The sequence below is a fragment of the Acinetobacter sp. ANC 5045 genome, from assembly GCF_004331005.1.
GTDB classification, from domain to species: Bacteria; Pseudomonadota; Gammaproteobacteria; order Pseudomonadales; family Moraxellaceae; genus Acinetobacter; species Acinetobacter towneri.
Genome location: NZ_SJNS01000001.1, coordinates 40,717 through 66,756 on the forward strand (window position 1 = coordinate 40,717; position 26,040 = coordinate 66,756).

Here is a 26,040-nt window from a genome sequence, read left to right on the forward strand (position 1 = left end):
TTGTATCAAAGCAAATTAGCCTTGTTGACGAGCTTGCTGCTCTTTCAATAAGTCTTCATAGCTTACAGTTGTATCTGTAACTTTTGCAGAAGCTAAGATGTGATCTACAACCTGGTCTTCTAAAACAACAGCTTCAATTTGTGAACGTTGTTGTTTGTCGTTTTTGAAGTATTCAATCACTTCGCTTGGATCTTCATAAGAAGAAGCCATGTCTTCGATGTAAGCATCTACACGCGCTTGATCTACTTCAAGTTTAGCATTTTCTAATACTTTGCTAACCAATACGCCAAGTTTTACAGATTTTTCAGCTTGTTCTTTGAACAACTCATCTGGAAGCATGCTTGAGTCAAATGCTTTTGCACCTTGCGCACCAAACTGCTGTGTGAATTGCTGAATCATTTGTTGACGTTGACGGTCAATTTCTTGAGCAACCATTGCAGACGGAATTTCAACTTCGTTTGCCGCAACGAGTGCATCAAAAGTTGCACCTTTTACTTGGTTACGTAAACCGTTTTTCACTTCACGTTCCATGTTTTTACGAACGTCAGCTTTTAACTTTTCTACGCCTTCTTCTTCAGAAATACCGAAGATTTGTAGGAATTCAGCATCAATTTCTGGAAGTTTTTGCTTTTCAACCAGCTTCAATGTGATTTTGAATTGTGCTGCTTTACCTGCAAGGTTCGCTGCTTGGTAGTCTTCAGGGAAAGTTACATCAATCACTTTCTCTTCGCCTTTTTTCATGCCCACGATACCATCTTCAAAACCAGGAATCATGCGACCAGAACCAAGTACCAGTTTAAAGTCTTCAGCTTCACCGCCTTCAAACTTCTCGCCATCTACAGTACCTTCAAAGTCAAAAGTCACTTGCATGTCTTTTTTCGCCATGCCTTTGGTTTCAACCCAAGAAGCACGTTGTTTTTGAAGGTTTTCAAGCATTTGTTCAACATCGCTATCATTTACTTCAGAAGACTTGCGTTCAACTTCCAAACCGTCAAATTTCACTTCAACTTCTGGATAAACTTCAACAGTCGCTTCATATACTAAAGCGTCGTCTTTCATTTCAGTTTTTTCGATGTTTGGCATACCCACAGCATTGATTTTTTCTTGTTGGATTGCTTCAAACACGGTGTCACGAATAATGTCGTTGACCACTTCTTGATAAATACCCGCACCGTATTCACGACGAACAACGTTTAGAGGCACTTTACCTGGACGGAAGCCGTTGATCTTCACAGTTTTGGCAGTGCGTTTCAAGCGAGCTTCAAACTGCTCGTTAATACGGCTCGTCGGTACAGATACATTTAAACGACGGGCAACGCCCGAAACCGCTTCAGAAGTTACTTGCATGGCTTCCTCGATATAGTTAGTAATAACAGTTTATAAAAAAGTGCCACATTATATGACAACATTAAAGGATATACAAAATACGTTCTGATCTCGACTGAATTTTTTTAATCGGAGCGCTATTTTCTGTAAATTTTCAACTTTGTGTATATTTCTTGTTGTAAATAAGAATCCTTATCATTATTATTAGCCAACTCCTTCATGAATGATTCTAATTACCATATAGGTCTAAATTAGGATCATTGATTCATATTAGAGATATAATTTTATGGCTAAGTTCAACCTACACCCGCTGTGTCTTGCATTACTTGGGGCAACCTCTACTGCTGTTTTCGCAAATACCTCTACCGATGCGACTTCAACCCACCAACTTTCCACAATTGTGGTTTCAGCGGCAGGTTTTGAACAAGAGCTAAAAAATGCACCCGCATCTATAAGTATAGTCAGTAAAGAAGATATTGAGAAAAAAAATGCGACCAGCATTGCAGACTTACTGGCAGATGTTCCTGGTATCGATATACGTTCTGGTGTCGGTAAAACCTCTGGTCTAAATATAAAAATGCGTGGTCTTGGAAATGATTACAGCTTAATTTTAATTGATGGTCGTCGTCAAACTACCTCTTCAGATGTTACCCCAAATGGTTTTGGAGAAACATCAAACGGATTTTTACCCCCACTGGCTGCAATCGAAAGAATTGAAGTGATTCGTGGACCTATGGCTACTCGCTATGGCTCAGAAGCGATGGGTGGTGTGATCAATATCATTACCAAAAAAGTGTCTGATGAGTGGAATGGGAATGTCACTGTCAGCGGTAATGTCATGGAAAGTAATGCCGAAGCAGACTCATGGAAAACCAGTTTTGTCGTCAATGGACCACTGATCAATGACCGTTTAGGTTTGCAACTACGTGGCAGCTATTTAGACCGTCAACGTTCAGAGCGTATTCAGGGTTCAACAGGTCGTGACCCACGCCCAAGCAAAGCTGATAATTATGATATCGGTGCAAAATTAGACTTTAAACTTGATGATCAAAACTCTTTTTGGATCGATGGTTTTTCATCAACTCAAAAATATGACAATTCAGATCAACGTTTGGGTAACTTCATTTCTCGTGGCGGTATTGCAGGATATGAAGATGAACTTGAGTTTAATCGTATTCAAATTGCTGCAGGTCATGATGGACAATATGACTTCGGTTTATGGAAAACTTATATCAGCCACAATACGACTGAAACCAAAGGACGCACCATTCCAACAGATGCATTTCCCGCATTGGCAGGACAACCGCGTAAATTAGAAAATACTGATTTAGTTATAGATTCACACTTAGTCGCACCAATTGCAAATCACAAACTGACTATTGGTACCGAGTATAAAGACACGACTATTGCCGATGATATCGCAGGTATTGGAAAAGAATTTACTCAAGATACATGGTCACTCTATGCTGAAGATGAATGGCAATTAAGAGATAATCTTTATTTCACCTTTGGTGGACGCTTTGAGGATCACAGCGGTTTCGGCGGACAATTCAGCCCACGCGCATATCTAGTCTGGAATACGACACCTGACTTAACAATTAAAGGTGGTATCAGCACAGGCTATAAAACCCCATCAGCTAAAGATTTATATAATGGAATCAATGGTTACAGTGGGCAAGGGGCAACACCAAGTTTAGGAAACCCAGACTTAGACCCTGAAACCTCAGTTAACTACGAAATTGGTTTTAATTACCAACCAACAGACACTTTAAATATAACCACAACAGCATTCTTTAACCAAATTAAAGATAAAATTATTTCTAAAAATTTTAGCTGTCTAACCAATGATTGTTCTAATTTCAGCAACAAAGTTACTTCTTTTAGTAAGAGCTTTAATGCTGATGAAGCAGAGGTTTATGGTTTAGAAACATCTTTACAGTATCAAATTATTCCAGAATGGGATATCAAAGCATCCTATACCTTTACCGAATCGGAAATTACCAAAGGAGAAGATAAAGGTTATGCTTTAGAATCAACTGCAAAACATTTACTTAACTTAACTTCAACTTGGCATGTAAATGATGCATTCGATATTTGGCTACAGCATGAATATCAATCTGGTCGTCCTCGCTATACCGTTAAACCTACAGATGCAGGATCGCAAAGCATTGAAACACAAACAAATAATGAGTTCTCTGGTTACAATCTCTTTAACTTGGGTACAAGTTATCAATTAAATGATCGCATTCGTATTAATGCGGCTGTAAATAACTTACTTGATAAAGATTTTACTGAAAATATGGACTACATTGATATCAATGGTGATACTCAACAAGCTTATAAATATTTATCTATTGGACGCAGTTCTGAAGGCACATATTTAGCAGGTCGCAATTACTGGCTCTCTGTTTCTTATGACTTCTAAGCCTTAAATTTCTTTTTTCAACCCTGCTTCGGCAGGGTTTTCTACCTTTTCTCTCTCCTTTTTTACTGTTGTATCGTTTTTTTAAATAAATATATTGATAATGATTATTATTTTCAAATAAAAACCGCACAAACCTACCGCTCACACATTGAGATTGATAATGATTCTCAATACAATTAGCAACACTTGTTATAGACGTCATAACAATAACTTCACACTTTATTCACATTTTGAGCTTGAACCAACGAATAAAGCATGACCTCGTGTTGGTTCATACTTAGGGAAATCGCATAAATGGCACAGATCAAAAGTCGCAAACACAACCGCTCTGCGCAACTGATGGCTTTAGCAGCCTCTCTTCCGCTACTTGCTCATGCAGCAAACCCTGAAGATGACGTCACCCAGCTTCCCACTATTACGGTTAAATCTGAAGCTGAAAGCAAATACAAGGCAGATAACTTAAGTTCCGCAAAATACACTCAGCCGTTGTTAGATACCCCACAAACAATTTCTGTGATTAAAAAAGAAATGCTACAAGAACAAGGCGCAACGTCCTTAGTTGAAGCCTTACGCAATACACCAGGCATTACTCTACAATTGGGAGAAAATGGCAATACTAGTGCTGGCGATGCCTTTCAAATGCGTGGTTTTTCCACCCAAACCTCGACCTATGTTGATGGTGTCCGAGATTTAGGCGCAATCAGCCGTGATGTATTTAACATTGATCAAATTGAAGTTGTCAAAGGCCCATCGGGTTCAGAAGCGGGTCGTGGTGCAGCATCGGGTTATATCAATTTAGTCAGCAAATTACCGCAAAGTGAAAGCAGTCAGGAAATTTCTGCAACTTACAACACAGCACAACATACAAGACTTTCTGCAGATATTAACCAGGCCATCAATCCAAATACCGCATTTCGTCTAAATGTAATGGGGCAAGAAGGCGGCATAGAAGGACGTGACTATATTGAAAACAATAGTTATGCCATCGCCCCTTCTATTGCCTTTGGATTAAACACTGCCACACGCCTTTATTTATATTCTCAACACATCAGACAACGCAATATTCCAGATGGTGGCATTCCAACTGTGGGCATGCAAGGCTTTTACAATACCGATTCACTGTTAGCCACTGCGCCTAAAGTTAATCGGGAGAATTTTTATGGTCATGTCAATGACTATGAAGATGTCGATGCTGATATGTTCACCGCAAAAATTGAAAGTGATTTAACCGATCAACTCAAACTGACCAATATCACCCGTGTAGCGAAAACCCACATGAATCGGGTTTTAACAGGCATCAATACAGGTGCAAATGGTCTTCGAACCAATGGTTCATCAAACCCTGCCGAATGGGAAGTGAACCGCTCCCGCCAAGGCGTCGATCAAGAAAATAAAATTCTGGCCAATCAAAGCACTTTAAACTGGAGTGTCAAAACGGGGGCAGTACAGCATGATGTTGTTGCAGGCATGGAGTTTTTAAAAGAACAGCAATCTAGCAAACTCATGGCAACCCAGATGCCTGGCGAAGCCACTGCCGATACACCGTGGGCCAATCTTTATCACCCAGACCGCAATCAAGCCATGCCAGCGCTTATTTATAATGGCGGTTATACCGATGGTGAAACCCAAACGGCAGCCGCATATTTATTTGATACTCTAAAATTTGGGGAGCGTTTTCAACTGAATGGTGGCGTACGGGTCGATTATTATGAAACAGATTATCAAGGGCTTACTCTGCCACGTGGGGGAAATGCTTTGGTGGCCACAGATCTGAGCACCCACGATACGCTGTTCAGTTGGAAACTTGGCGCTGTGTATAAGCCTACGTTAAATAGCAGCATTTACGCTGCGTATGCAAAATCGCTGACTCCGCCCGGCAGCGCCAACTTTAGCCTGTCTGAATCGGGCAATGACGCAATCAATGCCAAGCCTCAAGAAACCCATCATTATGAAGTAGGCAGCAAATGGGAGTTACTACAAGGCAAGCTGGCTTTGGCTGCTGCAGCGTATCGTACAGAAAATGAAAATCAATCGACTATAGATCCAATTTCTCAGCTTGCTGTACAAGAGGGTAAAAAACGGGTCGATGGCATTGAGTTGAGTGCCGTTGGTCAAATGACCGAAAACTGGAATTTGTCTGCAGGCGTTGCGCACATGAAAGTGAAACAACTCAATCAACGTTCAACGAGTGCCACAACCTTATCGGAACGTTGGTCGCCTGAATGGACTGCAAGTTTATGGTCGACCTATGACTGGGCGGGCTTTAAATTAGGTTTGGGCGCGCGTTATGTCGATGAACAAAAACGTGTTGTGACTGACAGCAACGCACCAGCCAACATGCCAAATATTCCAGGCTATGTCGTGTTTGATGCATTGGCAGGCTACAACTTCAACAAAAATGCCTCGTTAAATTTAAACCTTTATAACCTTGCCGATAAAGAATACATCAGCACGCTAAACAATGGTGGTGGTCGCGTCGTGCTTGGGCAGCCACGCTCGGCAGCAATCAGCTTAAACTACAAGTTCTAAGTTATAGCAAATCTGTAGTAGCCCGCTTAAAACAGGCTACAGATTTAGATTCGAGCGATAGATTATTTTTCATACCATCTATTGCTCGAACTTTGCATGCCGAACAACGCTGTAGAATGTTCAGCAGTTTGAATTCAAACTTTTTCAGGAAGAATCGGTATGATGCTTCACATTCCAGAGGTCCTCAGCAAAATTCAAGTCCAACGAATTCGTGCTGAATTGGACACCGCAGATGCATGGCAAAATGGTCAACTCAGTGCAGGGGCTCAAGCACAGAAAATTAAACAGAATTTGCAGTTTGACCTGCAACATCCGAGCTGTGCAACACTGTCACAAGACATCCTCAGCGCACTGAAACAGCAGACTTTAATACAGTCGTTCGCGCTCCCTTTGCATATCCTCCAGCCGATGTTCAATTGTTATCAAAACACAGCAGCCTACGGCAATCATGTTGATAATGCCGTGCAATATTGCGCACAGGTACAACGTCCGATTCGCACAGATGTGTCCATGACCCTGTTTTTAAGTGAGCCTGAAGAATATCAGGGCGGTGAACTGATTATTGAAGACAATTACGGTAGTCATGAAGTCAAACTCAGTGCAGGTGATGCCATCGTGTACCCTGCTACCAGTTTACATCGGGTCGAACCTGTTACAGCAGGTCAACGAATTGCAGCGTTTACATGGTGTCAAAGTATGGTAAAAGATGACTGGCAACGCAGTATGCTGTTCAATTTAGATATGACTATTTTGCAATTGCGTCAACAACTTGGAGATACAGCAGAAGTATTGGCACTAACCGCACATTATCACAATCTGATTCGTCAATGGAGTCAGTTATGAATACCACGCCATTGGCAGCTTTGAATCACATCCCGCCACATTTACACACCATTGCCGACTATCAAAAACAGGCGCAATTACATTTAGATGCAGCCACTTGGGCCAATTTAGAAGGCGCTGCAGGCGATGAATATAGTCTGAACAACAATTTACGTGCGTTTGCCGATATTCAATTATTGCCCCGTCATTTAAATACTTTTGCAGGGGCAAATACGCAAATTCAGCTCTTGGGCGAACAGTATCCACACCCAATTTTTTTAGCACCCGTAGCTTACCAACAACTGTTTCATCCACAGGGGGAAATTGCTACAGCGCAAGCGGCAGCCGCCCTACAAGCCCCCATGATTCTCAGTCATTTAAGTACCACTTCAATGAGCACACTGAATCAGGTTTCGGGCGCGGCAAAATGGTTTCAACTGTATTGGCAAGGCAGTCGTAAAGCTGCTTTGGATTTGATTTTTCAAGCGCAACACTATGCCTATCAAGCCATTGTACTCACGGTTGATGCACCGCACATGGGCATTCGAGATCGGGAACGTCGCGCTGCTTTTCAATTGCCTGCACATATTCGGGCGGTATATCAATCATCTGTAAATACCACTCCGCTTAAGGAAAATCAGCACCCTCTTTTTGATGGATTGATGCAGCAGGCTGCCACATGGGAAGATATTGCTTGGTTGCTACAACACAGTCCACTGCCTATTTTACTCAAAGGTATTTTACATCCTGCCGATGCGCAGCAGGCATATCAGTACGGAGCACACGGTATTATTGTGTCTAATCATGGTGGCCGAATTTTAGATACCGCGGTCAGCCCAATTCAAATTTTAGGCACGATGCGAAAAATTTTATCGCACGATTTCCCAATTTTATTAGACAGTGGGATTCGTCGTGGCACAGATATTTTTAAAGCACTGGCCTTGGGAGCAAGTGCGGTTTTGGTCGGTCGTCCATATATTTATGGCTTGGCAGTTGCAGGCGCGCTAGGGGCAGCGCATAGCATTAAACTGTTAAAGGAAGAATTTGAAGTCACAATGGCACTTATGGGAACAAGCTGCATCAAACAAATCAACAGCAGCTATATTTATCACCAAAATAGCTAATATCAGAAAAATATTTCACAACACATGCCGTATCTGTAAAAAACAGGGAATTATTACCCTTGCAGATCGATTAACATACAGATATTGGTTTACAAGTGCCATGATTCTACTTTTAGCGATAGCCTCCTGAAAACAGCTTGTAAATTGATAGAATAGACACAATCTATATTTATAGTAAGTTGCCGTTATCCACGCGATGCAACCGCTACTATTCAAGGAGTTTTCACATGATGTTGGCAGATCCAAGCAAAAAATACCGTCGTATGTACCAGCGTGTCGATTTACCAGACCGCCAATGGCCGAATAACGAAATTACCAAAGCGCCAATTTGGATGAGTACCGACCTACGTGACGGTAACCAAGCGATCTTTGAGCCAATGAACATCGAACAAAAATTCAAAATGTTCCAAATGCTTGTGAAAATTGGTTTTAAACACATCGAAATTGGTTTCCCATCGGCATCTCAAGTTGACTTCGATTTCACCCGTAAATTGATTGAAGAAGGTCATATTCCAGATGACGTGTATATTGAAGTCTTGGTACAGGCGCGTGACCACTTAATTCAACGTACTTTTGAATCTTTACAAGGTGCTAAACGTGCGATTGTGCATATTTATAATGCCAACTCACCAACCTTCCGTAACAAAGTCTTGAATGTTGATGTTGAAGGTGCCAAACAATTGGCAATCAATGCAGCAAGCAAAGTAAAAGAATACGCAGCGAAGCAACCTGAAACAGAATGGGTATTCCAGTACAGCCCAGAATGTTTTACTGCAACTGAGTTGGAAGTGGCTAAAGATGTTTGTGATGCCGTGACTGAAATTTGGGAAGCATCGCCAACCAATAAAGTAATTTTAAACTTGCCTGCAACGGTAGAAGTGTCTACACCAAACGTGTATGCCGACCAAGTGGAATGGATGCACCGCAACATTGCGCGTCGTGATGGCGTGATCATTTCAGTACACTGTCACAATGACCGTGGTTGTGGTATTGCCGCATCTGAATTGGCAATCATGGCAGGTGCAGACCGTGTAGAAGGCTGTGTATTTGGTAATGGTGAACGTACCGGTAACGTAGACGTTGCTGCAATTGCCTTGAACATGTACACCCAAGGTGTTGCACCAGAATTGGATTTCTCGAACATCAACGAAATTATTGCCACAGTTGAAGAATGCACAGGTTTGCCAGTGCATCCACGTCATCCGTATGCAGGTGATTTGGTGTTTACTGCATTCTCTGGTTCACACCAAGATGCGATTAAGAAAGGTTTTGAATTCCAGAAAAACGAAGAAATTTGGGATATGCCTTACTTGCCAATCGACCCGAAAGACTTAGGTCGTGACTATGATGCGGTGATTCGTGTCAACTCACAATCGGGTAAAGGCGGGATAGCTTACTTGTTAGAATCGAACTACAACGTGACTTTACCACGTCGTTTACAAATCGAATTCTCACAAATTGTGCAACAACGTACCGATGAGCAAGGCACAGAAATTAGCGCAAGTGAAATCTGGAACTTGTTTAAAGACACTTACGTTGCAGTAAAAGATGCGCACTATGCGACCAAAAACTACAAACTATCTGATGAAAATGGCAATCAAGTCATTGAGTTAGATGTGGTCGTGAACGGCGAAACGCAACGCTTACGCGGTGAAGGCAATGGCCCAATTTCAGCAATTTTGAATGCACTTCAATTACCAATTGATGTCTTGAATTATGAAGAACGCAGCATTAGCTCTGGCGCACATGCAAAAGCGTTGGCATTGATTGAGTTGCAAGTCAAAGGCACAGGTAAATCTGCCTTTGGTGCAGGGGTACATGACAACATCGTGACCTCATCTATTGATGCAATTATTGCCTGCACCAACCGCTTGATTGAACAAGGCGTATTAAGCACAGATCAAGTAGTTGCAGCAGCAGTATAATCTTGCGCTAACATGTAAAAGCATTTTGAAAAGGATACCCCAAGTGGTATCCTTTTATTTATTCATCCTCAGGATTTAAGGCGAATTATTCCCGTGTCTTTTCCAGCTGACTCAGTAGGTATTGTTGTTCCAGAAAAATTCCAATTTGAAGAACCTTTAGAACTCGAATGCGGTCGTGTTCTGCCCCGCTTTGAACTCATGGTCGAAACTTATGGCACGCTAAATGCCGATAAATCCAATGCGATTCTGATCTGTCATGCACTATCAGGGCATCACCATGCTGCGGGTTATCATCATGCCGATGATAAAAAAGCAGGTTGGTGGGATGCCTGTATTGGCCCTGGAAAAGCCATTGATACCAGTCGTTTCTTTGTGGTGGCGCTAAACAATATTGGCGGCTGTAACGGTTCTACTGGCCCCACATCGCCTAACCCTGAAAATGACAACCGTCCTTATGGCCCAGACTTCCCGTTAGTTACGGTGCGAGATTGGGTAAAAACCCAAGCCATGCTGTCTGATCGTTTAGGCATTGAGGTCTGGTATTCGATTATTGGCGGCTCTTTGGGTGGTATGCAGGCCTTGCAGTGGTCGGTAGATTATCCTGACCGTCTGAAAAAATGCGTGATTATTGCCAGTGCACCAAAACTGTCTGCACAAAATATTGCTTTTAACGAAGTCGCGCGTCAGTCGATTTTATCTGACCCAGATTTTCATCATGGACGTTATTTGGAACATGACAGCTATCCAAAACGTGGATTGATTTTGGCACGCATGGTCGGACACATCACCTATTTGTCTGAAGAAGCCATGAAACAGAAATTTGGTCGTGACTTAAAATCTGGCAAGTTTATGTATGGTTTTGATGTCGAATTTCAGGTCGAAAGCTATTTGCGCTATCAGGGCGAACAATTTAGCCGTAATTTTGATGCCAATACCTATTTAATTATGACCAAGGCACTGGATTATTTTGATCCTGCACGTGAATACGAGCAATCCTTACAAAAAGCCATGGCGAATACAAAATGCAAGTTTTTAGTGGTGTCATTTACCACCGACTGGCGCTTTAGCCCTGAGCGTTCGCAGGAAATTGTGGATGCGCTAATTAGCAATCATAAACCTGTCAGCTATTTAGATATTGATGCCGAACAAGGACACGACTCGTTCTTGTTCCCAATTCCACTGTACGTGAAAGCCATGCGTGCATTCTTGGGCGGAACAGAACATCTTCAAGCAACCCCACAGGAGGCCGTGTAATGCGTCTTGATCAGCAACTTGCCGAAAAGTGGATTAAACCCAATTCTAAAGTACTCGATTTGGGTTGTGGCGATGGTGAACTGTTGGCACACATGAGCAAACAGCATAATATTCGTGCATACGGATTAGAAATTGATCAAGAAAAGATTGCAATTGCGATCAGTCGCGGGTTAAATATCATCCAACAAGACTTGAATTTGGGGCTTAGCCGTTTTGCAGACCAGTCTTTTGACTATGTGGTCATGGCACAAGCCTTGCAAGCAGTAGATGCACCTGACGTATTATTAAGAGATATGGTACGTGTGGGTAAACAGGCAATTATTACCTTTCCGAACTTTGCGCATTGGAAGACTCGCTCTTTTCTTGCCTTAAAAGGGAAAATGCCTGTTTCAGATGCATTACCTTATATGTGGTACAACACCCCAAATATTCATTTGTGTACGTTTCGTGATTTTGAGGCACTTTGTGCCGAAAATAATATTCGCATCATTAACCGACTTGCCGTGAATGGGAATCAACAAGATAGTTTACTCAGTAAGCATCTGCCTAATTTGTTTGGTGAAGTCGCAATTTATCGAGTGAGCGCTCTATGAAAAAACTATTATTAAGCACCACGCTATTGGTTGGACTGTTGAGCATTCAAGCCCATGCAGATTATGTTTCACCATCATCTTCTGTAGCGAGCCAAGCGGCTCAATATTCAACCATGGATATTAATGGCTTGATTAAAGCAGCCAAAGCAGGTCAGGCAGGCGCACAATTTTACTTAGCGACAAAATATCAACAAGGTAAAGACGTTCAACAAGACAGCCGTCAAGCGTTTGCTTGGTACAAAGCTGCGGCAGATCAAGGTTTATCGGCTGCGCAATTAAATGTAGGTCGTATGTTGGCAGATGGTATTGGCACGAAAAAAGACGAAGTCTTAGCACGTCAATATTTTGAAAAGGCGGCTAGCCGTGGTGATAACCGTGCCAGCTTTAACCTTGCCATGATGGAAGAACAAAAGAAAAACTATATGGGTGCGTATCAGTGGTATGAGTTATCTACCCGTGATGGCATGCTCGACAATAAAGTAATTTCTTTGTCTGAAGGTAAGAAAACCGCTTTGGCAGCTAACTTAACTCAAGAACAAATTCGTCAAGCACGTGACCGCGCAGACCAATGGATTCAAGCGCAATAAATTTAACTACGTTTGAAGTGATCTCAAAGCACCTTCGGGTGCTTTTTGTTTTATCCGAAATAAACTGCCTGCATGGCCTGTAGCAGTTCAGGACTGAATTCTTCTACTGCAGCAGAACCTAATACCGCATCTATACCACAATGCGGACAAATTGCGGTTTGCTCATCATCACACCAATCTTCAATTTCGCTATAAGCAAAAGTTTCCAGACAGTAAAAACAGCCAGAACGCTCACTTTGCTGCAATAATGTACGGTGCTGACTCGAATAACGGTAGATCTCTGAAATTTTGCTCATCATGATTCCCCTATTTTTTTATATCTCAGCATAATTGGTATGTATTAAAACAAATCTATCTAAGATTAAACTTTTAAGTCTGCAAAATCCGTTAAAATATCCAAGATTATTTTGAATTAAGATCTGAATTATGGCTGCAACTGATTGGCGTGCTCAAGGTACTTTGGTTTTAGCAAGCAATAACAAGGGAAAAATTGCAGAATTTGAAACCCTGTTTGCGCAATTAGACTTGCCTGTGCAAGTGATTCCGCAAGGTCAACTAAATATTGAAGATGCTGTTGAAGATGGTTTGAGCTTTGTTGAAAATGCCATTTTAAAAGCACGCCATGCCGCAAAAATTTCAGGAAAGCCTGCCATTGCAGATGACTCTGGTTTATGTGTGCCTATTTTAGGCGGCGCACCGGGGATTTATTCTGCACGTTTTGCAGGCGAACATGGCAATGATGCAGCCAACAATGAAAAACTTTTGAATAAACTCAAACCACTACGTCAAGACGGCGCAGCAATTGAAGGTATGTTTGTTTGTGTTTTGGCTTTGGTTGAACATGCCGATGATCCATTACCACAAATTTTCCAAGGTATTTGGAAAGGCGAGATTTTAGCAGAAGCTCGTGGTGAAAATGGTTTTGGCTATGACCCGCTCTTTTGGTTGCCTGAATTGGGAGTGTCGAGCGCAGAAATGTCGAAAGCAGAAAAGAATAAAATCAGTCACCGTGGTCAGGCGATGCAACTGTTTAAAGCAAGTTTACAAGCTTAGATTTAACAGATGTGATTGATCTTACAGCCCGTTTTCAAACACGGGCTGTTTTATTTTCAAGCTTTACAAATCAGGTCAAACATCCCTTGTCGTCAAATCGCAACACATTCGTCACCGCATTGTCATACAGACCTGTTGAGATAGGCTCAACTATTGAGAGGTCTAAATCATGGCAGGATTATCTATTTGGCACGTGCTGATTTTTGCAATTGTGGTCATTTTATTATTTGGTACATCTAAGCTTAAAAACTTAGGTAAAGATGTAGGTGGCGCGGTCAAAGATTTTAAAAAATCAATAAAAGATGATGAGGCAGAAGCGGCGCAACTGAAAGAACCTCGTACGATTGAACATCAAGCCAATAGCAGTGATGTAAATTCGACTGTAAAGCATTAAGGCTGAGGGTTTGAGATTATGCTCAATATTGGAATGACGGAACTGCTGATTTTCGGCATCATTGCATTATTGGTGCTGGGTCCTGAAAAACTCCCTGAAGCAGCGCGTTTTGTCGGCAAGTGGTACGCTAAAATTAAACGTATGGTCAGTAATGTTCAAAATGACATTGACCGCGAATTGCGTTTATCTGAATTACGCGAGCAAATGCAGCAAGAAATGGCGCGTATTCAGGAACTTGAAGCAAAGATGCAAGCACAAATGCATGAAATGCAGCAAGAAAAAATATTTGAAGATACAACTGCAAAAAGCACACATTCCCCGCATGCCGTATCAAAAAATACCTTACAACAGCATCATTACACCTTGGTTTTAAATACTGAAAAAACCTCTGCGGTGTTACTCCCTAAAACTAAAATGACATCACATTCAAATTTATCTGCGCTACAACATACTACAGCGCCCTATACTGAAATGAAGGTTGCAGTATGAGCCAATCAAACGCTTCTGAGCTTTCACATTTGCCTGTGAAGGCAGAGCAAGCCGCATTAGAAGAAATGCCAATTACCAAGCACTTGATGGTGCTGCGTAATCATCTTTTTAAAATTGTAGGGCTTATTCTTGCCTTATTCTTCTGTTTATTGCCCTTTGCCAATAAAACTTATCAAGTATTGTCGGAACCACTACGTGCACAGTTGCCACATACATCAACCATGATTGCGACTGATGTTACCGCAACCTTTATGGCGCCGTTTAAACTAAACTTTTTTGTCGCGCTGTTCATTGCGATGCCATTTATTTTGTATCAGATTTGGGCATTCGTAAAACCAGCGTTATATGAAAAAGAAAAAAGTTTGGCGCTGCCTTTGCTGATCGGCAGTATTTGCTTGTTCTATATCGGAATTAGCTTTGCTTACTTTGTCGCCTTGCCATCCATTCTGCACTTTTTCATTAGCGTTTCCCCTGAAACAGTCGCCCCGATGACCGACATTAATAGCTATCTTACGTTTTGTTTGAAGCTGTTTTTGGTTTTTGGTTTTACCTTTGAGATTCCAATTGTCACACTTTTGCTGATTATGATTGGTGTCGTGTCTACGCAAACTTTGGTTGAAAAACGTCGCTTTATTATTGTTGGCTGTTTTTTTGTGGCCATGTTTGTCACACCGCCAGACGCTTTATCGATGATCATGCTTGCCATTCCGATGTGGATGCTGTTTGAAATTGGTTTGTTTTTTGGCAAATTAATTGAGAAGCGCCGAGTCAGTCACAGCTAATCTAAAATATTGAATTTTAAAAAGAAGCACATGGTTGCTTCTTTTTTTGTGCGTGTAGATCACAACTGAACGGATTTAATCAGTTTGACACATAAGCTTAACCCGCATGTCATGTTTAGCCACTAATTTACATATAACTTTCAAACGACTAAGCAATTTGCTAGGAAAAAAAATGACTGATTTTATGCCTTACAATGAAGATCAAGAGTTAGATAATAACACTTCAGACAATACGCACTTTCGTGACATTCTAGAACAACGCATGAGCCGTCGCAGTTTAATTAAAAAAACTGCAAGCGGTGCAGCAGCTTTAGCTTTAGCTTCTTCTTTATCTGCATGTAGTGATGATGATGAAGATACAAATGTAACACCACCAACAAGTAAAGAAGAACCCAATACCAAGCCTGAAACATTAACATTTAAAGCTGTAGATAAAAATTTAAATGATATTGTTACTGTTCCTGAAGGTTACCAAGCAACTGTATTATATGCTTTAGGTGACTCAATCAATCCTTCTTATAGCAATTGGAATGCAGATGCAGATGTTCCATCTGGCCCAAGTTTCCAATTCCGCTCTGGTGACTGTCACGATGGCATGAGCTATTTTGGCTTAAGTACTAAAACTGGTCGTTATGATGAAAATGCATCAGATCATGGCTTATTGGTTTTGAACCACGAATATATCAACCAAACCTTCTTACATCCAAAAGGCGCAACTAAAAAGGATGGACGTCGCCCAGAAGATGAAGTGATTCGTGAAGTAAATGCACACGGTGTTTCAGTCGTTCATATTAAGAAAAATGCTGAAACTCAAGCTGTAGAGATTGTGAAGTCATCACCATTTAACCGTCGTATTACAGCTTCGACTGTCATGGATTTTGCAGGGCCTGTAGCTGGTTCTCCATTACTGCACACAGCATTCTCTCCCGCTGGTCGTCAAACTCGAGGCACACAAAATAACTGTGGTAATGGTTATACACCATGGGGCACTTATTTAACTGCTGAAGAAAATTTTATTGGTTATTTCCAACGCTCAGGTACAGACCAATACTCAGCCCGTAGTGAAGCTGAAAAAATAGCACTTAAACGCTATGGCTTAGGCTTAGAGATCTCTTATCAAACTGAAAAAAATGCAGACGGTAGTGTTAAACGTGATGCGAAAAACAACATCATTTATATTTTAGATGCTGATGGTAAAAAAATTCCAGAACGCGATGAGCAAGATCGCATCGTGTATTTGAATAAATCTTCACGCTATGGTTGGGAAACAGCAGAAGCTGGTTTTGAATCTCAAGACATGTATGATCGTTGGGCTGCTAACGTAACCAAAGAGTCTGCAACTCAAGACTATCGTAATGCGCCAAATACATTTGGCTGGATTGTAGAAATTGATCCATTCGATAGCCGCTCAAACCCAGTAAAACGTACTGCATTAGGTCGTTTTGCTCACGAAGACTGTCGCGCCAGCCGCGCAATTGAAGGGCAAAAATTTGCATTCTATATGGGCGATGACTCGCGCGGTGAGTACATCTACAAATTTGTATCAGATGCAACATGGGATCCTAAAGATGTGAATGGTGGCTATCGAGCTGGCGACAAATATATGAATTCAGGGAAATTCTATGTCGCTAAATTTAATGCATCAGGCACAGGAGAGTGGATTGAACTGGCTTATGGTAAAAATGGCTTAACCGAAACAAACGCTATTTACCCATTTAGCTCACAAGCGGATGTCCTTACTTTTGCTCGTCTTGCAGCAGATGCTGTAGGAGCTACAAAAATGGATCGTCCAGAATGGGTTGCTGTAAACCCTGAAAATGGTGAAGTGTACGTGACTTTAACCAATAACTCGAACCGTGGTTCAAGCTATGCAACAGATCCTGCAAACCCACGTAACTACACCGATCCTGAAGGTGGTAAAGGTAACGTCAATGGTCATATTATCCGCTTTAAAGAAGAGAATACTGCAGCAACATCATTTGAATGGGATATCTATCTATTTGGTGCTGAAGCAAGTATGGATCCGACAATTAACCTTTCTAATTTAAGCGATGCAAACGACTTCTCAAGTCCAGATGGTATGTGGTTTGACCCACGTGGTGTTCTTTGGATTCAAACAGATGATGGCGCATATACAGATGTTACAAACTGTATGATGTTAGCAGCACTACCTGGTCAAGTTGGTGATGGCGGTGTTGTAAAAACTGTTGGTGATCAAAGTACAATTGCTGGTGCTCAAGTCACCGATAAAAACTTACGTCGCTTCCTTGTTGGGCCAAAAGAATGTGAAATTACAGGTGTAACCATGACACCTGACTACAAAGCAATCTTTATTAACGTTCAGCACCCAGGTGAAGATTCAAAGAGTTTTGATGCGCCAAGCAGCCATTGGCCTGCAACACAAACTGACATGAACAATAAAACTGCACGTCCTCGTTCAGCAACGGTTGTCATCACCCGTAAAGACGGCAAAGCAATTGCTGGATAACATCCATAAATTAAAAATGCCGACATCACGTCGGCATTTTTTATGCCTCAATGTTCAACTGTTGCTGCACAATATCTCCCTTTTGCTCACCATATTGTGTTTTTTCCAGCCATGTAAATTGCTGCGCCTGCATACGTAAAAAATTGGAACAACGTGTACCGTAAAGTGGACTTTGAATAAAAGTCGATGACAACAACGCTTCCATCTCCAATGAAATCCCTGTTTGCGGTAACAATTCAGATGCAACTTTGCGTTCATCTTGCAAAATATCCCACGCCGCAGCATTTAGCTCTGCCGTTGCAAGATCAGGCAATTGCAGCATCGGTAAAAACTCCTGCGTAAAGCGTTTGCGTAAGCGTGCAGTTTTCTCCCAAGGGTCACTCATCAATCCATTCGACACCACATAAACGCCTTTAGCTAAAACCTGCGGCGCTTCTCCACGGTTACTCATGTACACCGCTTGAGTGGTGTCACCCACAAATAAATTAAAACCTGCATATTCACATTGCTGTTTTTCTAAGGCTTGCGCAAAACGGATAGGCGTTTGCTCAGATTCTAAAAAAGCCTGAATAATATGCCCACGTGAAGTTGGATATTCACGAACATCATTCGCATCACGATAATTGGTAATCACAGCCCAGCGTCCCGATGGGGTAATGCCCATCCACGTACCGCCCGATTCTAAATCTTGCCCTGCAACAATTGGACTATCAGACCATGCTGCCAGTGCTGCTGTCGGACGCCGATAGAACTCATCTCGATTTGAAATCAAACACAGTGGTGTGTCTGTCAAGACCTGCCAAGCCAATGCCACAATACACATAATTTAAACTCTTGATCTTTACACATTGAATGTACAACATTTTTCATCACATTCAGCTAAAATCTGTGCAAAACAGAATCACAAGGAACAGGAATGCTCACCTATCCAAATATTGACCCCGTTGCTATTTCGCTCGGGCCTTTACAAGTCCATTGGTATGGCTTGATGTATTTACTGGCATTTTTATTTGCATGGGGTTTGGCAACTTACCGTGCCAAACAGCGTGGCTGGACACCAGACATGGTTTCCGACCTGATCTTTTACGGCGCTTTGGGCGTGGTGATTGGTGGACGTGTCGGTTATGTGTTTTTCTACGGCTTTGAACAATTTTTGGAAAATCCACTGTGGTTATTCCAAGTCTGGACAGGCGGCATGAGTTTCCATGGCGGCTTTCTGGGCGTGATTTTAGCCATGCTGTTCTGGTGTAAAAAATACAAAATGACGTGGTTTCAAACTTTGGATTTTATTGCCCCATGTGTACCTACAGGTCTAATGTTTGGTCGTATTGGTAACTTTATTGGTGGTGAATTATATGGTCGCCCTGTGACCGATCCGAATTTTGCTTTGGGGATGATTTTCCCGACCGATCCTTTACAATTGGTACGTCATCCATCGCAATTGTATCAAGCCTTATGTGAAGGTCTAATCCTGTTTATTGTACTGTGGTGGTTTAGTTCAAAGCCACGTCCACGCATGGCAGTGTCTGCCCTATTCCTGATTGGTTATGGTTTGGCGCGCTTTGTTGTCGAATTTTTCCGCGAACCCGATCATGGTCAGCTCTTTATTGCATGGATGAGTAAGGGACAATTCCTGAGCTTACCAATGATTTTGGTCGGTTTCTGGATGATGTGGTATGCCTATCAAAAGAAAATTTATGATTGGGGGCCGCAAAAAAACAGCTAAGCTACTACCCATTTAAATGCAGGTTTCATCCATTCAGGCGAAGTCAATCTTCGCCTTTTTTATGCTACAGTGCTATCTATTACTTACACTTTTCAGACATCAATATCTCACATGCTTGAATTTTGGTTTAACCCACAGGTTGCGGTCACAAAGAAAATTGCCCTGCTGATGGTGATCGCGCTGGTCACTGCAGCGGTATACTTCTTAGAACCCTTAAAGCTCGATGCGATTTTAATGTTTCTGGCCACAGGTATTGTTTTTTTAATTTGTCGTTACTGCAAAATTCATTTTACTGCACAACATCCCACAGGTTGGTTGGCACGACTATTGACTTGGATTCCACTGGCGTTGTTACTCGCAATAATTTTCATGCAGATTCAACACGGTGAAATTTTACTGTCGGGCGCTCAAGGCATTGGCTTTACCGCTTTGGCTATTTGCCTGTTTTCGCCGTTGGCTTTACTGCATCAACATCACGCTTCCGACACACAATAAAGTCACAACTTTAAAAACTCTGCTATTATTCTTTCTGATTTACTGGGCATCGAATTGCCCAAACAAAAAATATTTCTTTTGCTTGACCAGAGAACGCTATGCGCCAGTATTTAGACCTACTCCAACATATTCTTGACCATGGTGGCGACAAAGGTGACCGTACCGGAACAGGCACACGTTCAGTGTTTGGGCACCAAATGCGTTTTAACCTTGCACAAGGTTTTCCACTGCTGACTACCAAAAAAGTACATTTCCGTTCTATCGTAATTGAGCTGTTATGGTTTTTAAAAGGCGATACCAACGTCAAATATCTACAAGAACATAAAGTCAGTATTTGGGATGAATGGTCTACCGCAGAACAAACCGCGCGCTTTGGTCGTCCTGAAGGTGAACTTGGCCCAGTGTACGGACATCAATGGCGTAATTTTGGTGCAACACAAAAAGCCGATGGTCTGTATGAGCAAGATGGTTTTGACCAAATTGCATGGTTAATCAATGAAATTAAAACCAATCCAAATTCACGGCGTTTAATCGTGTCAGGCTGGAACCCGAAAGAAGCAGGTCAAGTTGCTTTACCGCCTTGCCATACTTTATTCCAGTTTTTTGTGCACAACGGCAAACTCTCATGCCAGCTATATCAACGCAGTGCCGATGTGTTTTTAGGCGTGCCTTTTAATATTGCCAGCTATGCTTTACTAACCCACATGATCGCGCAAGTCTGTGATTTAGAAGTCGGAGATTTTGTCTGGACAGGTGGCGATACGCATTTATATGCCAACCACTTTGAACAGGCACAGTTACAGCTAAGCCGTGAACCACTGGCGTTATGTCAGTTAAAACTCAATCCTGAAATCAAAGATATTTTCGATTTTAAATTTGAAGATATTGAAATTGTAGGCTATGAGTCACATCCTGCAATTAAAGCACCTGTCGCTGTTTAATTGCCTGTTGCTAGATTTATCATCTCAACATTTAAATTGCCCCAACGTCCCCAAAAGATGCTTGGCAGACTAAGAAAATACGAGCCTAATTATGTCATTTCAAAATTTAGAAGTTGTACACGTAGTCGCTATGGATCAACAACGCTGCATTGGTCAGGGTAACCAATTGCCGTGGCATATTTCGGCAGACTTAAAACACTTCAAAGAAATCACCCAAGGTGGCGTGGTGATTATGGGACGCAAAACCTTGGAGTCGATGGGACGCACCCTGCCTAAACGTGTCAATTGGGTGATTACCCGCGACCCAAACTGGGCATTTGAAGGCACAAAAGTGGCGCATAGCATTGAAGATGCCTTGCAACAAGCCGTTGCCGATGTTCAAGCCTCAGAAAAACCAAACACTTTATTTATTATTGGTGGTGGTGAAATTTTTAGCCAAACTATGCCGATTGCTGACCGTTTGGAACTGACGCATATTGAACTAGATGTTCAGGGAGATGCGCATTATCCTGCCATTCCTGCCGAGTTTAAAAAAGTGGCCTCAGAACAGCATGTCGATGAAAAATCAGGGATTGCCTTTGAGTTTGCCCGCTATCAAAAATAATGCTGACAGCCTTGGCAATATTTGATTATGATGACTTAAACGGAATTTAACTTTGCCTCAGGAATGGCGGATGCTGCATTTCATCTTCAGTTTAGGTGTCGTTCTTTCTTCTATTTGGCTCAGTATGGCCTTGTGGATTCATCAGCCTTTGGGTTGGTTAATGAGCCGTGTGCTGATTGGGACTTGGCTAGCCTTCACCCTCAGCATTTTGGGCATTTATATCACTCAGCATTTGCTCAGTCGCAATCAGGATATTTTGGTTTATCTTTTGGGTTTTGCCTTGGGGCTGTTTTGGTATTTTGGGATGGATGCCAAGCAAGACCGTGACTGGAACCCTGAAGTAGCCCGTATGCTGCATTATGAACAAGTACAAGATCAGGTCACGCTGCACAATGTCCGCAATTTTGACTGGCATGCCGATGGTCGCTATACCGAACGTTGGGAAACCCGCCAATTTAACCTGAAACAGATTACGGGGGTGAATATCATCACCTCTTACTGGATGGGGCCAAAAATTGCGCATACCTTAGTCAGTTTTGACTTTGCCGATCAAGCGCCACTCACCTTTTCCATTGAAATTCGCAAAGAAAAACACGAAGAGTTTTCTGCGATTGGTGGCTTCTTTCGGCAATATGAACTCAGCCTTGTCGCTGCCGATGAAAAAGATATCATCTACACCCGCAGCAATATTCGGGGTGAGCAAGTTTATTTTTTCCCGATCCAGCTCAATCCACAAGAAGCACAAGCACTGTTTCAGGAATATCTGCATAAAGCCGATGCTTTAGCCGCCAAAGCGCGTTGGTATAATACGTTGACCAGTAATTGCACCACGCTGCTGTTTGACATGATTCAGGCAGTATCTCAAAAACGTTTCCCTGCCGACTATCGTCTGTTTGCTTCGGGTTATTTACCCAATTATTTATATGATTTGCATGCGCTGGATCATCGTTGGGATATGCAAACTTGGTATCAACGTGCCCACATTAACCCACGTGTGGAAAACTTAAAAGATATCCACAGCCAAGACTTTTCCGCGCTCATTCGACAAGGCGTGCAGCTCGATTCTTCAGCAAACATCAGCACGCCTTATTCGCATCCGACTTATCAGAACAAAGTGCTGCCCTGACCTATTTTGGTCATTTTGCGCAGATACAATCAATTCAGAGAAAAAACCACACCATATCTTGGAAAAAGTTGCAGCAAACATACAAATTTAACTAGAGCCACGGCGCATAATTTGTTTAGATAGCAACAATTTCAAAAAATTAGAGATCATTCCATGCTAAAAAAATACTTCGGGATCACCTTATTGGGTGCAATGATTGCTTTATCAGGATGTGAAACTATGCCAACTCAAACGAGTGCAAGCCAAATTAGCGCAATCAATCAAGCCAACTTAGTACAACGTACATGGACTGCTACGCAATTGGGCAACAGCATGTTAAAAACAGAAGCAAACCGCCAAAACTTGCCATATTTAAACTTTGATGCCGCCACACAAACAGTCACAGGTTCAGATAGTTGTAACCGACTCAGCGGTAGTTATGTCGCAGGACGTGACACCCTACAATTGGGGCAATTGGCAACCACGCGAATGGCTTGCTTAAATAACAACAACTTAGATCAGAAATTTCATGAAGCCCTAAATAAAGTGACGCATTATCAGGTCTATGGTAAAACCCTGAAATTGCTAGATCGCCATGGAAATTTACTGATTCAATTTGAAACACCAACGGCTGCACGTTAACGGCTAAGCCTAATAATAGACAGGCTTAAAATGGTTTATTCATAAAATATAAGGACAAAATCATGCAACAAGCATTGTTTGGTGGCGGATGTTTCTGGTGTGTCGAAGCCGTATTTTTACAACTGCAAGGCGTAGAAAAAGTCACCAGCGGTTATGCAGGTGGACATACCTTAAACCCAAGCTATGAAGATATTTGCCGTGGCGACAGCGGACATGCAGAAGTCATTTTGATTGATTTTGATGAGCAGCAGATCAGCTATTCACAATTACTTGAGGTGTTTTTTGCCACACACGACCCAACCACATTAAACCGTCAGGGCAATGATGTCGGCACACAATACCGCTCTGTGATTTATTATTTAGATGCTACACAGCAACAAGCTGCCGCCGAGATGATTGCAGCCTTACAAGCTGAAGGTGTGAATGTTGTGACTGAACTCAGTGCAGCACCTGAATTTTACCCTGCAGAAGACTATCATCAGAATTTCTTTGCCAAAAATCCAAATCAGGGCTACTGCAATTTTTCCATTCCACCGAAACTGAATAAATTACGCAGTAAATTTCAGCATTTACTGAAAGTATAACCATTGGATTTAAAAGCAAGTACAAAACGGTGATACTCATCTTTTGATGACATCACCGTTTACACCACTATTTATTTTACAAAAGTCGTCCAGACAAATGCCTGAGTACGTCCTTGTAAGGTCATCTTCAACTGATCGCCCGACTGTAATGCTGCCACCCCTGCAGGTGTACCAGTCATTACCACATCACCAGGTTCTAAACTAAATACTTGGCTAATATCTGCCAACAATGCCGCAATATCAAAAATCAATAAACTGGTATCGCCTTGCTGACGTAATTCATCATTAATGTCCAAACGATATTGCACGTTTTTCCAGTCCTGAATTTCCGATACATCCACCCAATCTGCCAACACACAAGAACCGTCAAACGCTTTGGCTCGTTCCCACGGCTGTCCTTTTTTCTTAAGTTCATCCTGCAATTCACGCAAAGTTAAATCCAAGCCCAAAGTCACTGCACCTACAGCATCCAATACTTTGGCAGGATCTGTGTCTGCATTTAAAGGCTGGTCAATGCGTAAACTCAATTCACATTCATAGTGACAATTGCCCCAGACCTTATTCCACGTAATCCCATCACTTAAACTGCGTAAACTGCTTGGCGGTTTAATAAATAACACAGGATGATCAGGTACAGCATTACCTAATTCTTTGGCATGGTCTGCATAACTGCGACCGACACAGACAATTTTAGATGGACGTGTACTCATGATCATCCTCAAATAACTCGTAAATTGGGAAAATTAAAACTTACTTTTTAAAAGTATTTTCAAAAACCGTTTGTTCTGCAGGCAGATTAAATGCACGTTTCGGTACAATCACCACTGTACGATTTTTTAATTCCAGCATATAGGTGAGTTTACCCACAGCGAAATTTTGCACCTCGTTATAATGAAATACCTGTTTACGACCATTGGCATACAGCTCGGCATAGTCCTGAAATAAATCAATGCCTTGCTCGCTTTTTCCAAATTGGTATTTTACAAACTGGCGTTTAAACATCATTGGCAAAAACCAATAACGCATTAAAGTTTGCAAGATTAAAAAGAAAGCACCGAGTGCAACATAATAGCGACCTACCCCATCGAAGCCCAAATAAAAGCCCCAAGCAATAATCGCCACACTAATCAACGGTGTAATAAAACGGGTAAATTGTTTTTTACCAAAAGTCGCAAGGGCAAAGCCGTCTTGAGATTCTTCTAAATTTAAAAAATAGCGCAAAGACAATGCTGGCTGCGTGTCAGACATAAGCTCATCATCAAGTCATTCAAATTGAGCTAAATCTTACACTAGATTGAGCACTTTCCTTATTTTTTTCGTGTTTATTCGCTCAAAGCCAGACGTAAAACAATGGTCATGCTTTTGACACAGAAATTTCATCATTTTTAGATAGTGTAGATGCAAAAAAACCGCATCAAAAGTGCGGTTTTTTATTTCAAGTTGGTGCGCTCAGAGAGATTCGAACTCCCGACCCCTTAGTTCGTAGCCAAGTGCTCTATCCAGCTGAGCTATGAGCGCGACGACTTGATGGGGTGCATTATACGTGTTTTTTTCTGGCTGTTAAGTATTAATTCATCATTTTGCAATCAAATGCACAGATATTGGACGATTCAAAAGAATTTTAACGTAAAACCATGAGTACGCTATTCTTTTTAATAAACTGATTATTGTTTGAGTTTACTAAATTTCAGGCACAAAAAAACCGCATTTAAGCGGTTGATTGTTCAAGTTGGTGCGCTCAGAGAGATTCGAACTCCCGACCCCTTAGTTCGTAGCCAAGTGCTCTATCCAGCTGAGCTATGAGCGCATTACTTGTGTGCCAATTTAGGCGATACGTTACTGTTCGGTTTACTTATTGGTGCGCTCAGAGAGATTCGAACTCCCGACCCCTTAGTTCGTAGCCAAGTGCTCTATCCAGCTGAGCTATGAGCGCGACATAAGTAAAGCGTGGCGGTGAGAGAGGGATTCGAACCCTCGATACAGTTACCCGTATGCGTCCTTAGCAGGGACGTGGTTTCAGCCACTCACCCATCTCACCGTAACGTGCCGCCATAATACAAATTAAGTGCTAGCACTGCAAGCTTCGATACCACAATTTTTGCATATTTTTGCTCAATTAAATATTTTTTAAACAATTTTCAGGATTCATCAC

Annotated in this window: 25 protein-coding genes and 4 tRNA genes; 20 read left to right on the forward strand and 9 right to left on the reverse strand. The window is 41.9% G+C overall.

Going from position 1 to position 26,040, the window contains the following annotated elements:
- Window positions 1-15: 15 nt before the first annotated feature.
- Entirely contained in the window at window positions 16-1,347 is a 1,332-nt protein-coding gene (gene tig / locus E0H79_RS00175) for a trigger factor (protein ID WP_004974853.1), read from the reverse strand.
- 265 nt (window positions 1,348-1,612) lie between these two features.
- Between tig and E0H79_RS00180 the strand changes: the two genes are divergently transcribed.
- From E0H79_RS00180 to E0H79_RS00215, 8 genes are all read left to right on the forward strand, one after another.
- On the forward strand, window positions 1,613-3,751 hold the full coding sequence (locus E0H79_RS00180) for a TonB-dependent receptor domain-containing protein (protein ID WP_131260572.1): 2,139 nt from the start codon (window positions 1,613-1,615) through the stop codon (window positions 3,749-3,751).
- A 294-nt stretch (window positions 3,752-4,045) separates the two neighbouring features.
- Window positions 4,046-6,280, forward strand: a complete 2,235-nt coding sequence (locus E0H79_RS00185; protein WP_131260573.1) for a catecholate siderophore receptor Fiu — start codon at window positions 4,046-4,048, stop codon at window positions 6,278-6,280.
- A gap of 159 nt (window positions 6,281-6,439) precedes the next feature.
- The gene (locus tag E0H79_RS00190; RefSeq protein WP_131260574.1) at window positions 6,440-7,123 is read left to right on the forward strand and encodes a Fe2+-dependent dioxygenase; all 684 of its coding nucleotides are present in this window, start codon (window positions 6,440-6,442) and stop codon (window positions 7,121-7,123) included.
- Window positions 7,120-8,226 carry an alpha-hydroxy acid oxidase gene (locus E0H79_RS00195; protein WP_004974839.1) on the forward strand — a complete coding sequence of 369 codons (1,107 nt, stop codon included), beginning with the start codon at window positions 7,120-7,122 and terminating at the stop codon, window positions 8,224-8,226. The genes E0H79_RS00190 and E0H79_RS00195 overlap by 4 nt, the downstream gene beginning before the upstream one ends.
- 227 nt (window positions 8,227-8,453) lie before the next feature.
- On the forward strand, window positions 8,454-10,151 hold the full coding sequence (gene leuA / locus E0H79_RS00200; RefSeq protein ID WP_131260575.1) for a 2-isopropylmalate synthase: 1,698 nt from the start codon (window positions 8,454-8,456) through the stop codon (window positions 10,149-10,151).
- Window positions 10,152-10,244: 93 nt separating this feature from the next.
- Window positions 10,245-11,405, forward strand: coding sequence for a homoserine O-succinyltransferase MetX (metX, locus tag E0H79_RS00205; RefSeq protein ID WP_004974835.1), 1,161 nt, complete (start codon window positions 10,245-10,247; stop codon window positions 11,403-11,405).
- Window positions 11,405-11,998 carry a methionine biosynthesis protein MetW gene (gene metW, locus E0H79_RS00210; protein ID WP_004974832.1) on the forward strand — a complete coding sequence of 198 codons (594 nt, stop codon included), beginning with the start codon at window positions 11,405-11,407 and terminating at the stop codon, window positions 11,996-11,998. The genes metX and metW overlap by 1 nt, the downstream gene beginning before the upstream one ends.
- Window positions 11,995-12,585, forward strand: coding sequence for a tetratricopeptide repeat protein (locus E0H79_RS00215; RefSeq protein ID WP_070153255.1), 591 nt, complete (start codon window positions 11,995-11,997; stop codon window positions 12,583-12,585). The genes metW and E0H79_RS00215 overlap by 4 nt, the downstream gene beginning before the upstream one ends.
- A 50-nt stretch (window positions 12,586-12,635) precedes the next feature.
- Here E0H79_RS00215 and E0H79_RS00220 read toward each other — a convergent pair whose 3' ends face one another.
- Window positions 12,636-12,881, reverse strand: coding sequence for a cytoplasmic protein (locus E0H79_RS00220; RefSeq protein WP_225530414.1), 246 nt, complete (start codon window positions 12,879-12,881; stop codon window positions 12,636-12,638).
- A gap of 130 nt (window positions 12,882-13,011) precedes the next feature.
- On the opposite strand from E0H79_RS00220, the gene rdgB reads away from it, so the two are divergent.
- The 5 genes from rdgB to E0H79_RS00245 all read left to right on the forward strand — a co-directional run bounded on the left by rdgB (window position 13,012) and on the right by E0H79_RS00245 (window position 17,791).
- On the forward strand, window positions 13,012-13,638 hold the full coding sequence (gene rdgB, locus E0H79_RS00225) for an RdgB/HAM1 family non-canonical purine NTP pyrophosphatase (protein ID WP_004974822.1): 627 nt from the start codon (window positions 13,012-13,014) through the stop codon (window positions 13,636-13,638).
- Between the two features lie 169 nt (window positions 13,639-13,807).
- Window positions 13,808-14,032: a Sec-independent protein translocase subunit TatA gene (gene tatA, locus E0H79_RS00230; RefSeq protein ID WP_004974820.1), complete on the forward strand. Its 225-nt coding sequence runs from the start codon at window positions 13,808-13,810 to the stop codon at window positions 14,030-14,032.
- An 18-nt stretch (window positions 14,033-14,050) separates the two neighbouring features.
- Window positions 14,051-14,521, forward strand: coding sequence for a Sec-independent protein translocase protein TatB (tatB, locus tag E0H79_RS00235; RefSeq protein ID WP_019836836.1), 471 nt, complete (start codon window positions 14,051-14,053; stop codon window positions 14,519-14,521).
- Window positions 14,518-15,303 (forward strand): twin-arginine translocase subunit TatC, encoded by a 786-nt coding sequence (tatC, locus tag E0H79_RS00240; RefSeq protein ID WP_004974811.1) that lies wholly within the window; start codon window positions 14,518-14,520, stop codon window positions 15,301-15,303. The genes tatB and tatC overlap by 4 nt, the downstream gene beginning before the upstream one ends.
- Before the next feature lie 172 nt (window positions 15,304-15,475).
- A complete protein-coding gene (locus E0H79_RS00245) occupies window positions 15,476-17,791 on the forward strand; it encodes a PhoX family protein (RefSeq protein WP_131260576.1) in 2,316 nt (771 codons plus the stop codon).
- Between the two features lie 40 nt (window positions 17,792-17,831).
- Here the strand turns inward: E0H79_RS00245 and E0H79_RS00250 are convergent, their stop codons facing one another.
- Entirely contained in the window at window positions 17,832-18,614 is a 783-nt protein-coding gene (locus tag E0H79_RS00250; RefSeq protein ID WP_004974805.1) for an NRDE family protein, read from the reverse strand.
- 93 nt (window positions 18,615-18,707) lie between these two features.
- Between E0H79_RS00250 and lgt the strand changes: the two genes are divergently transcribed.
- From lgt to msrA, 7 genes are all read left to right on the forward strand, one after another.
- Entirely contained in the window at window positions 18,708-19,517 is an 810-nt protein-coding gene (gene lgt / locus E0H79_RS00255; protein ID WP_096901379.1) for a prolipoprotein diacylglyceryl transferase, read from the forward strand.
- A 111-nt stretch (window positions 19,518-19,628) separates the two neighbouring features.
- A complete protein-coding gene (locus E0H79_RS00260) occupies window positions 19,629-20,012 on the forward strand; it encodes an AzlD domain-containing protein (protein ID WP_004974797.1) in 384 nt (127 codons plus the stop codon).
- A 98-nt stretch (window positions 20,013-20,110) separates the two neighbouring features.
- The gene (gene thyA / locus E0H79_RS00265; protein ID WP_004974795.1) at window positions 20,111-20,953 is read left to right on the forward strand and encodes a thymidylate synthase; all 843 of its coding nucleotides are present in this window, start codon (window positions 20,111-20,113) and stop codon (window positions 20,951-20,953) included.
- Window positions 20,954-21,044: 91 nt separating this feature from the next.
- Window positions 21,045-21,557 carry a dihydrofolate reductase gene (locus E0H79_RS00270; RefSeq protein WP_004974792.1) on the forward strand — a complete coding sequence of 171 codons (513 nt, stop codon included), beginning with the start codon at window positions 21,045-21,047 and terminating at the stop codon, window positions 21,555-21,557.
- Between the two features lie 70 nt (window positions 21,558-21,627).
- The gene (locus E0H79_RS00275) at window positions 21,628-22,683 is read left to right on the forward strand and encodes a DUF4105 domain-containing protein (RefSeq protein WP_131260577.1); all 1,056 of its coding nucleotides are present in this window, start codon (window positions 21,628-21,630) and stop codon (window positions 22,681-22,683) included.
- A gap of 153 nt (window positions 22,684-22,836) precedes the next feature.
- Window positions 22,837-23,304 carry an META domain-containing protein gene (locus tag E0H79_RS00280; RefSeq protein ID WP_004974787.1) on the forward strand — a complete coding sequence of 156 codons (468 nt, stop codon included), beginning with the start codon at window positions 22,837-22,839 and terminating at the stop codon, window positions 23,302-23,304.
- Window positions 23,305-23,366: 62 nt separating this feature from the next.
- On the forward strand, window positions 23,367-23,888 hold the full coding sequence (gene msrA, locus E0H79_RS00285; RefSeq protein ID WP_004974785.1) for a peptide-methionine (S)-S-oxide reductase MsrA: 522 nt from the start codon (window positions 23,367-23,369) through the stop codon (window positions 23,886-23,888).
- Window positions 23,889-23,959: 71 nt separating this feature from the next.
- Here the strand turns inward: msrA and E0H79_RS00290 are convergent, their stop codons facing one another.
- From E0H79_RS00290 to E0H79_RS00315, 6 genes are all read right to left on the reverse strand, one after another.
- On the reverse strand, window positions 23,960-24,598 hold the full coding sequence (locus tag E0H79_RS00290; protein ID WP_096901374.1) for a fumarylacetoacetate hydrolase family protein: 639 nt from the start codon (window positions 24,596-24,598) through the stop codon (window positions 23,960-23,962).
- A 40-nt stretch (window positions 24,599-24,638) separates the two neighbouring features.
- The gene (locus E0H79_RS00295) at window positions 24,639-25,136 is read right to left on the reverse strand and encodes a YcxB family protein (RefSeq protein ID WP_096901373.1); all 498 of its coding nucleotides are present in this window, start codon (window positions 25,134-25,136) and stop codon (window positions 24,639-24,641) included.
- Window positions 25,137-25,329: 193 nt separating this feature from the next.
- Window positions 25,330-25,406, reverse strand: a tRNA-Arg gene (locus E0H79_RS00300).
- 212 nt (window positions 25,407-25,618) lie between these two features.
- Window positions 25,619-25,695: transfer RNA gene (locus E0H79_RS00305), tRNA-Arg, on the reverse strand.
- A 49-nt stretch (window positions 25,696-25,744) separates the two neighbouring features.
- Window positions 25,745-25,821, reverse strand: a tRNA-Arg gene (locus E0H79_RS00310).
- 15 nt (window positions 25,822-25,836) lie between these two features.
- A tRNA-Ser gene (locus E0H79_RS00315) sits at window positions 25,837-25,926 on the reverse strand.
- Window positions 25,927-26,040 lie beyond the last annotated feature (114 nt).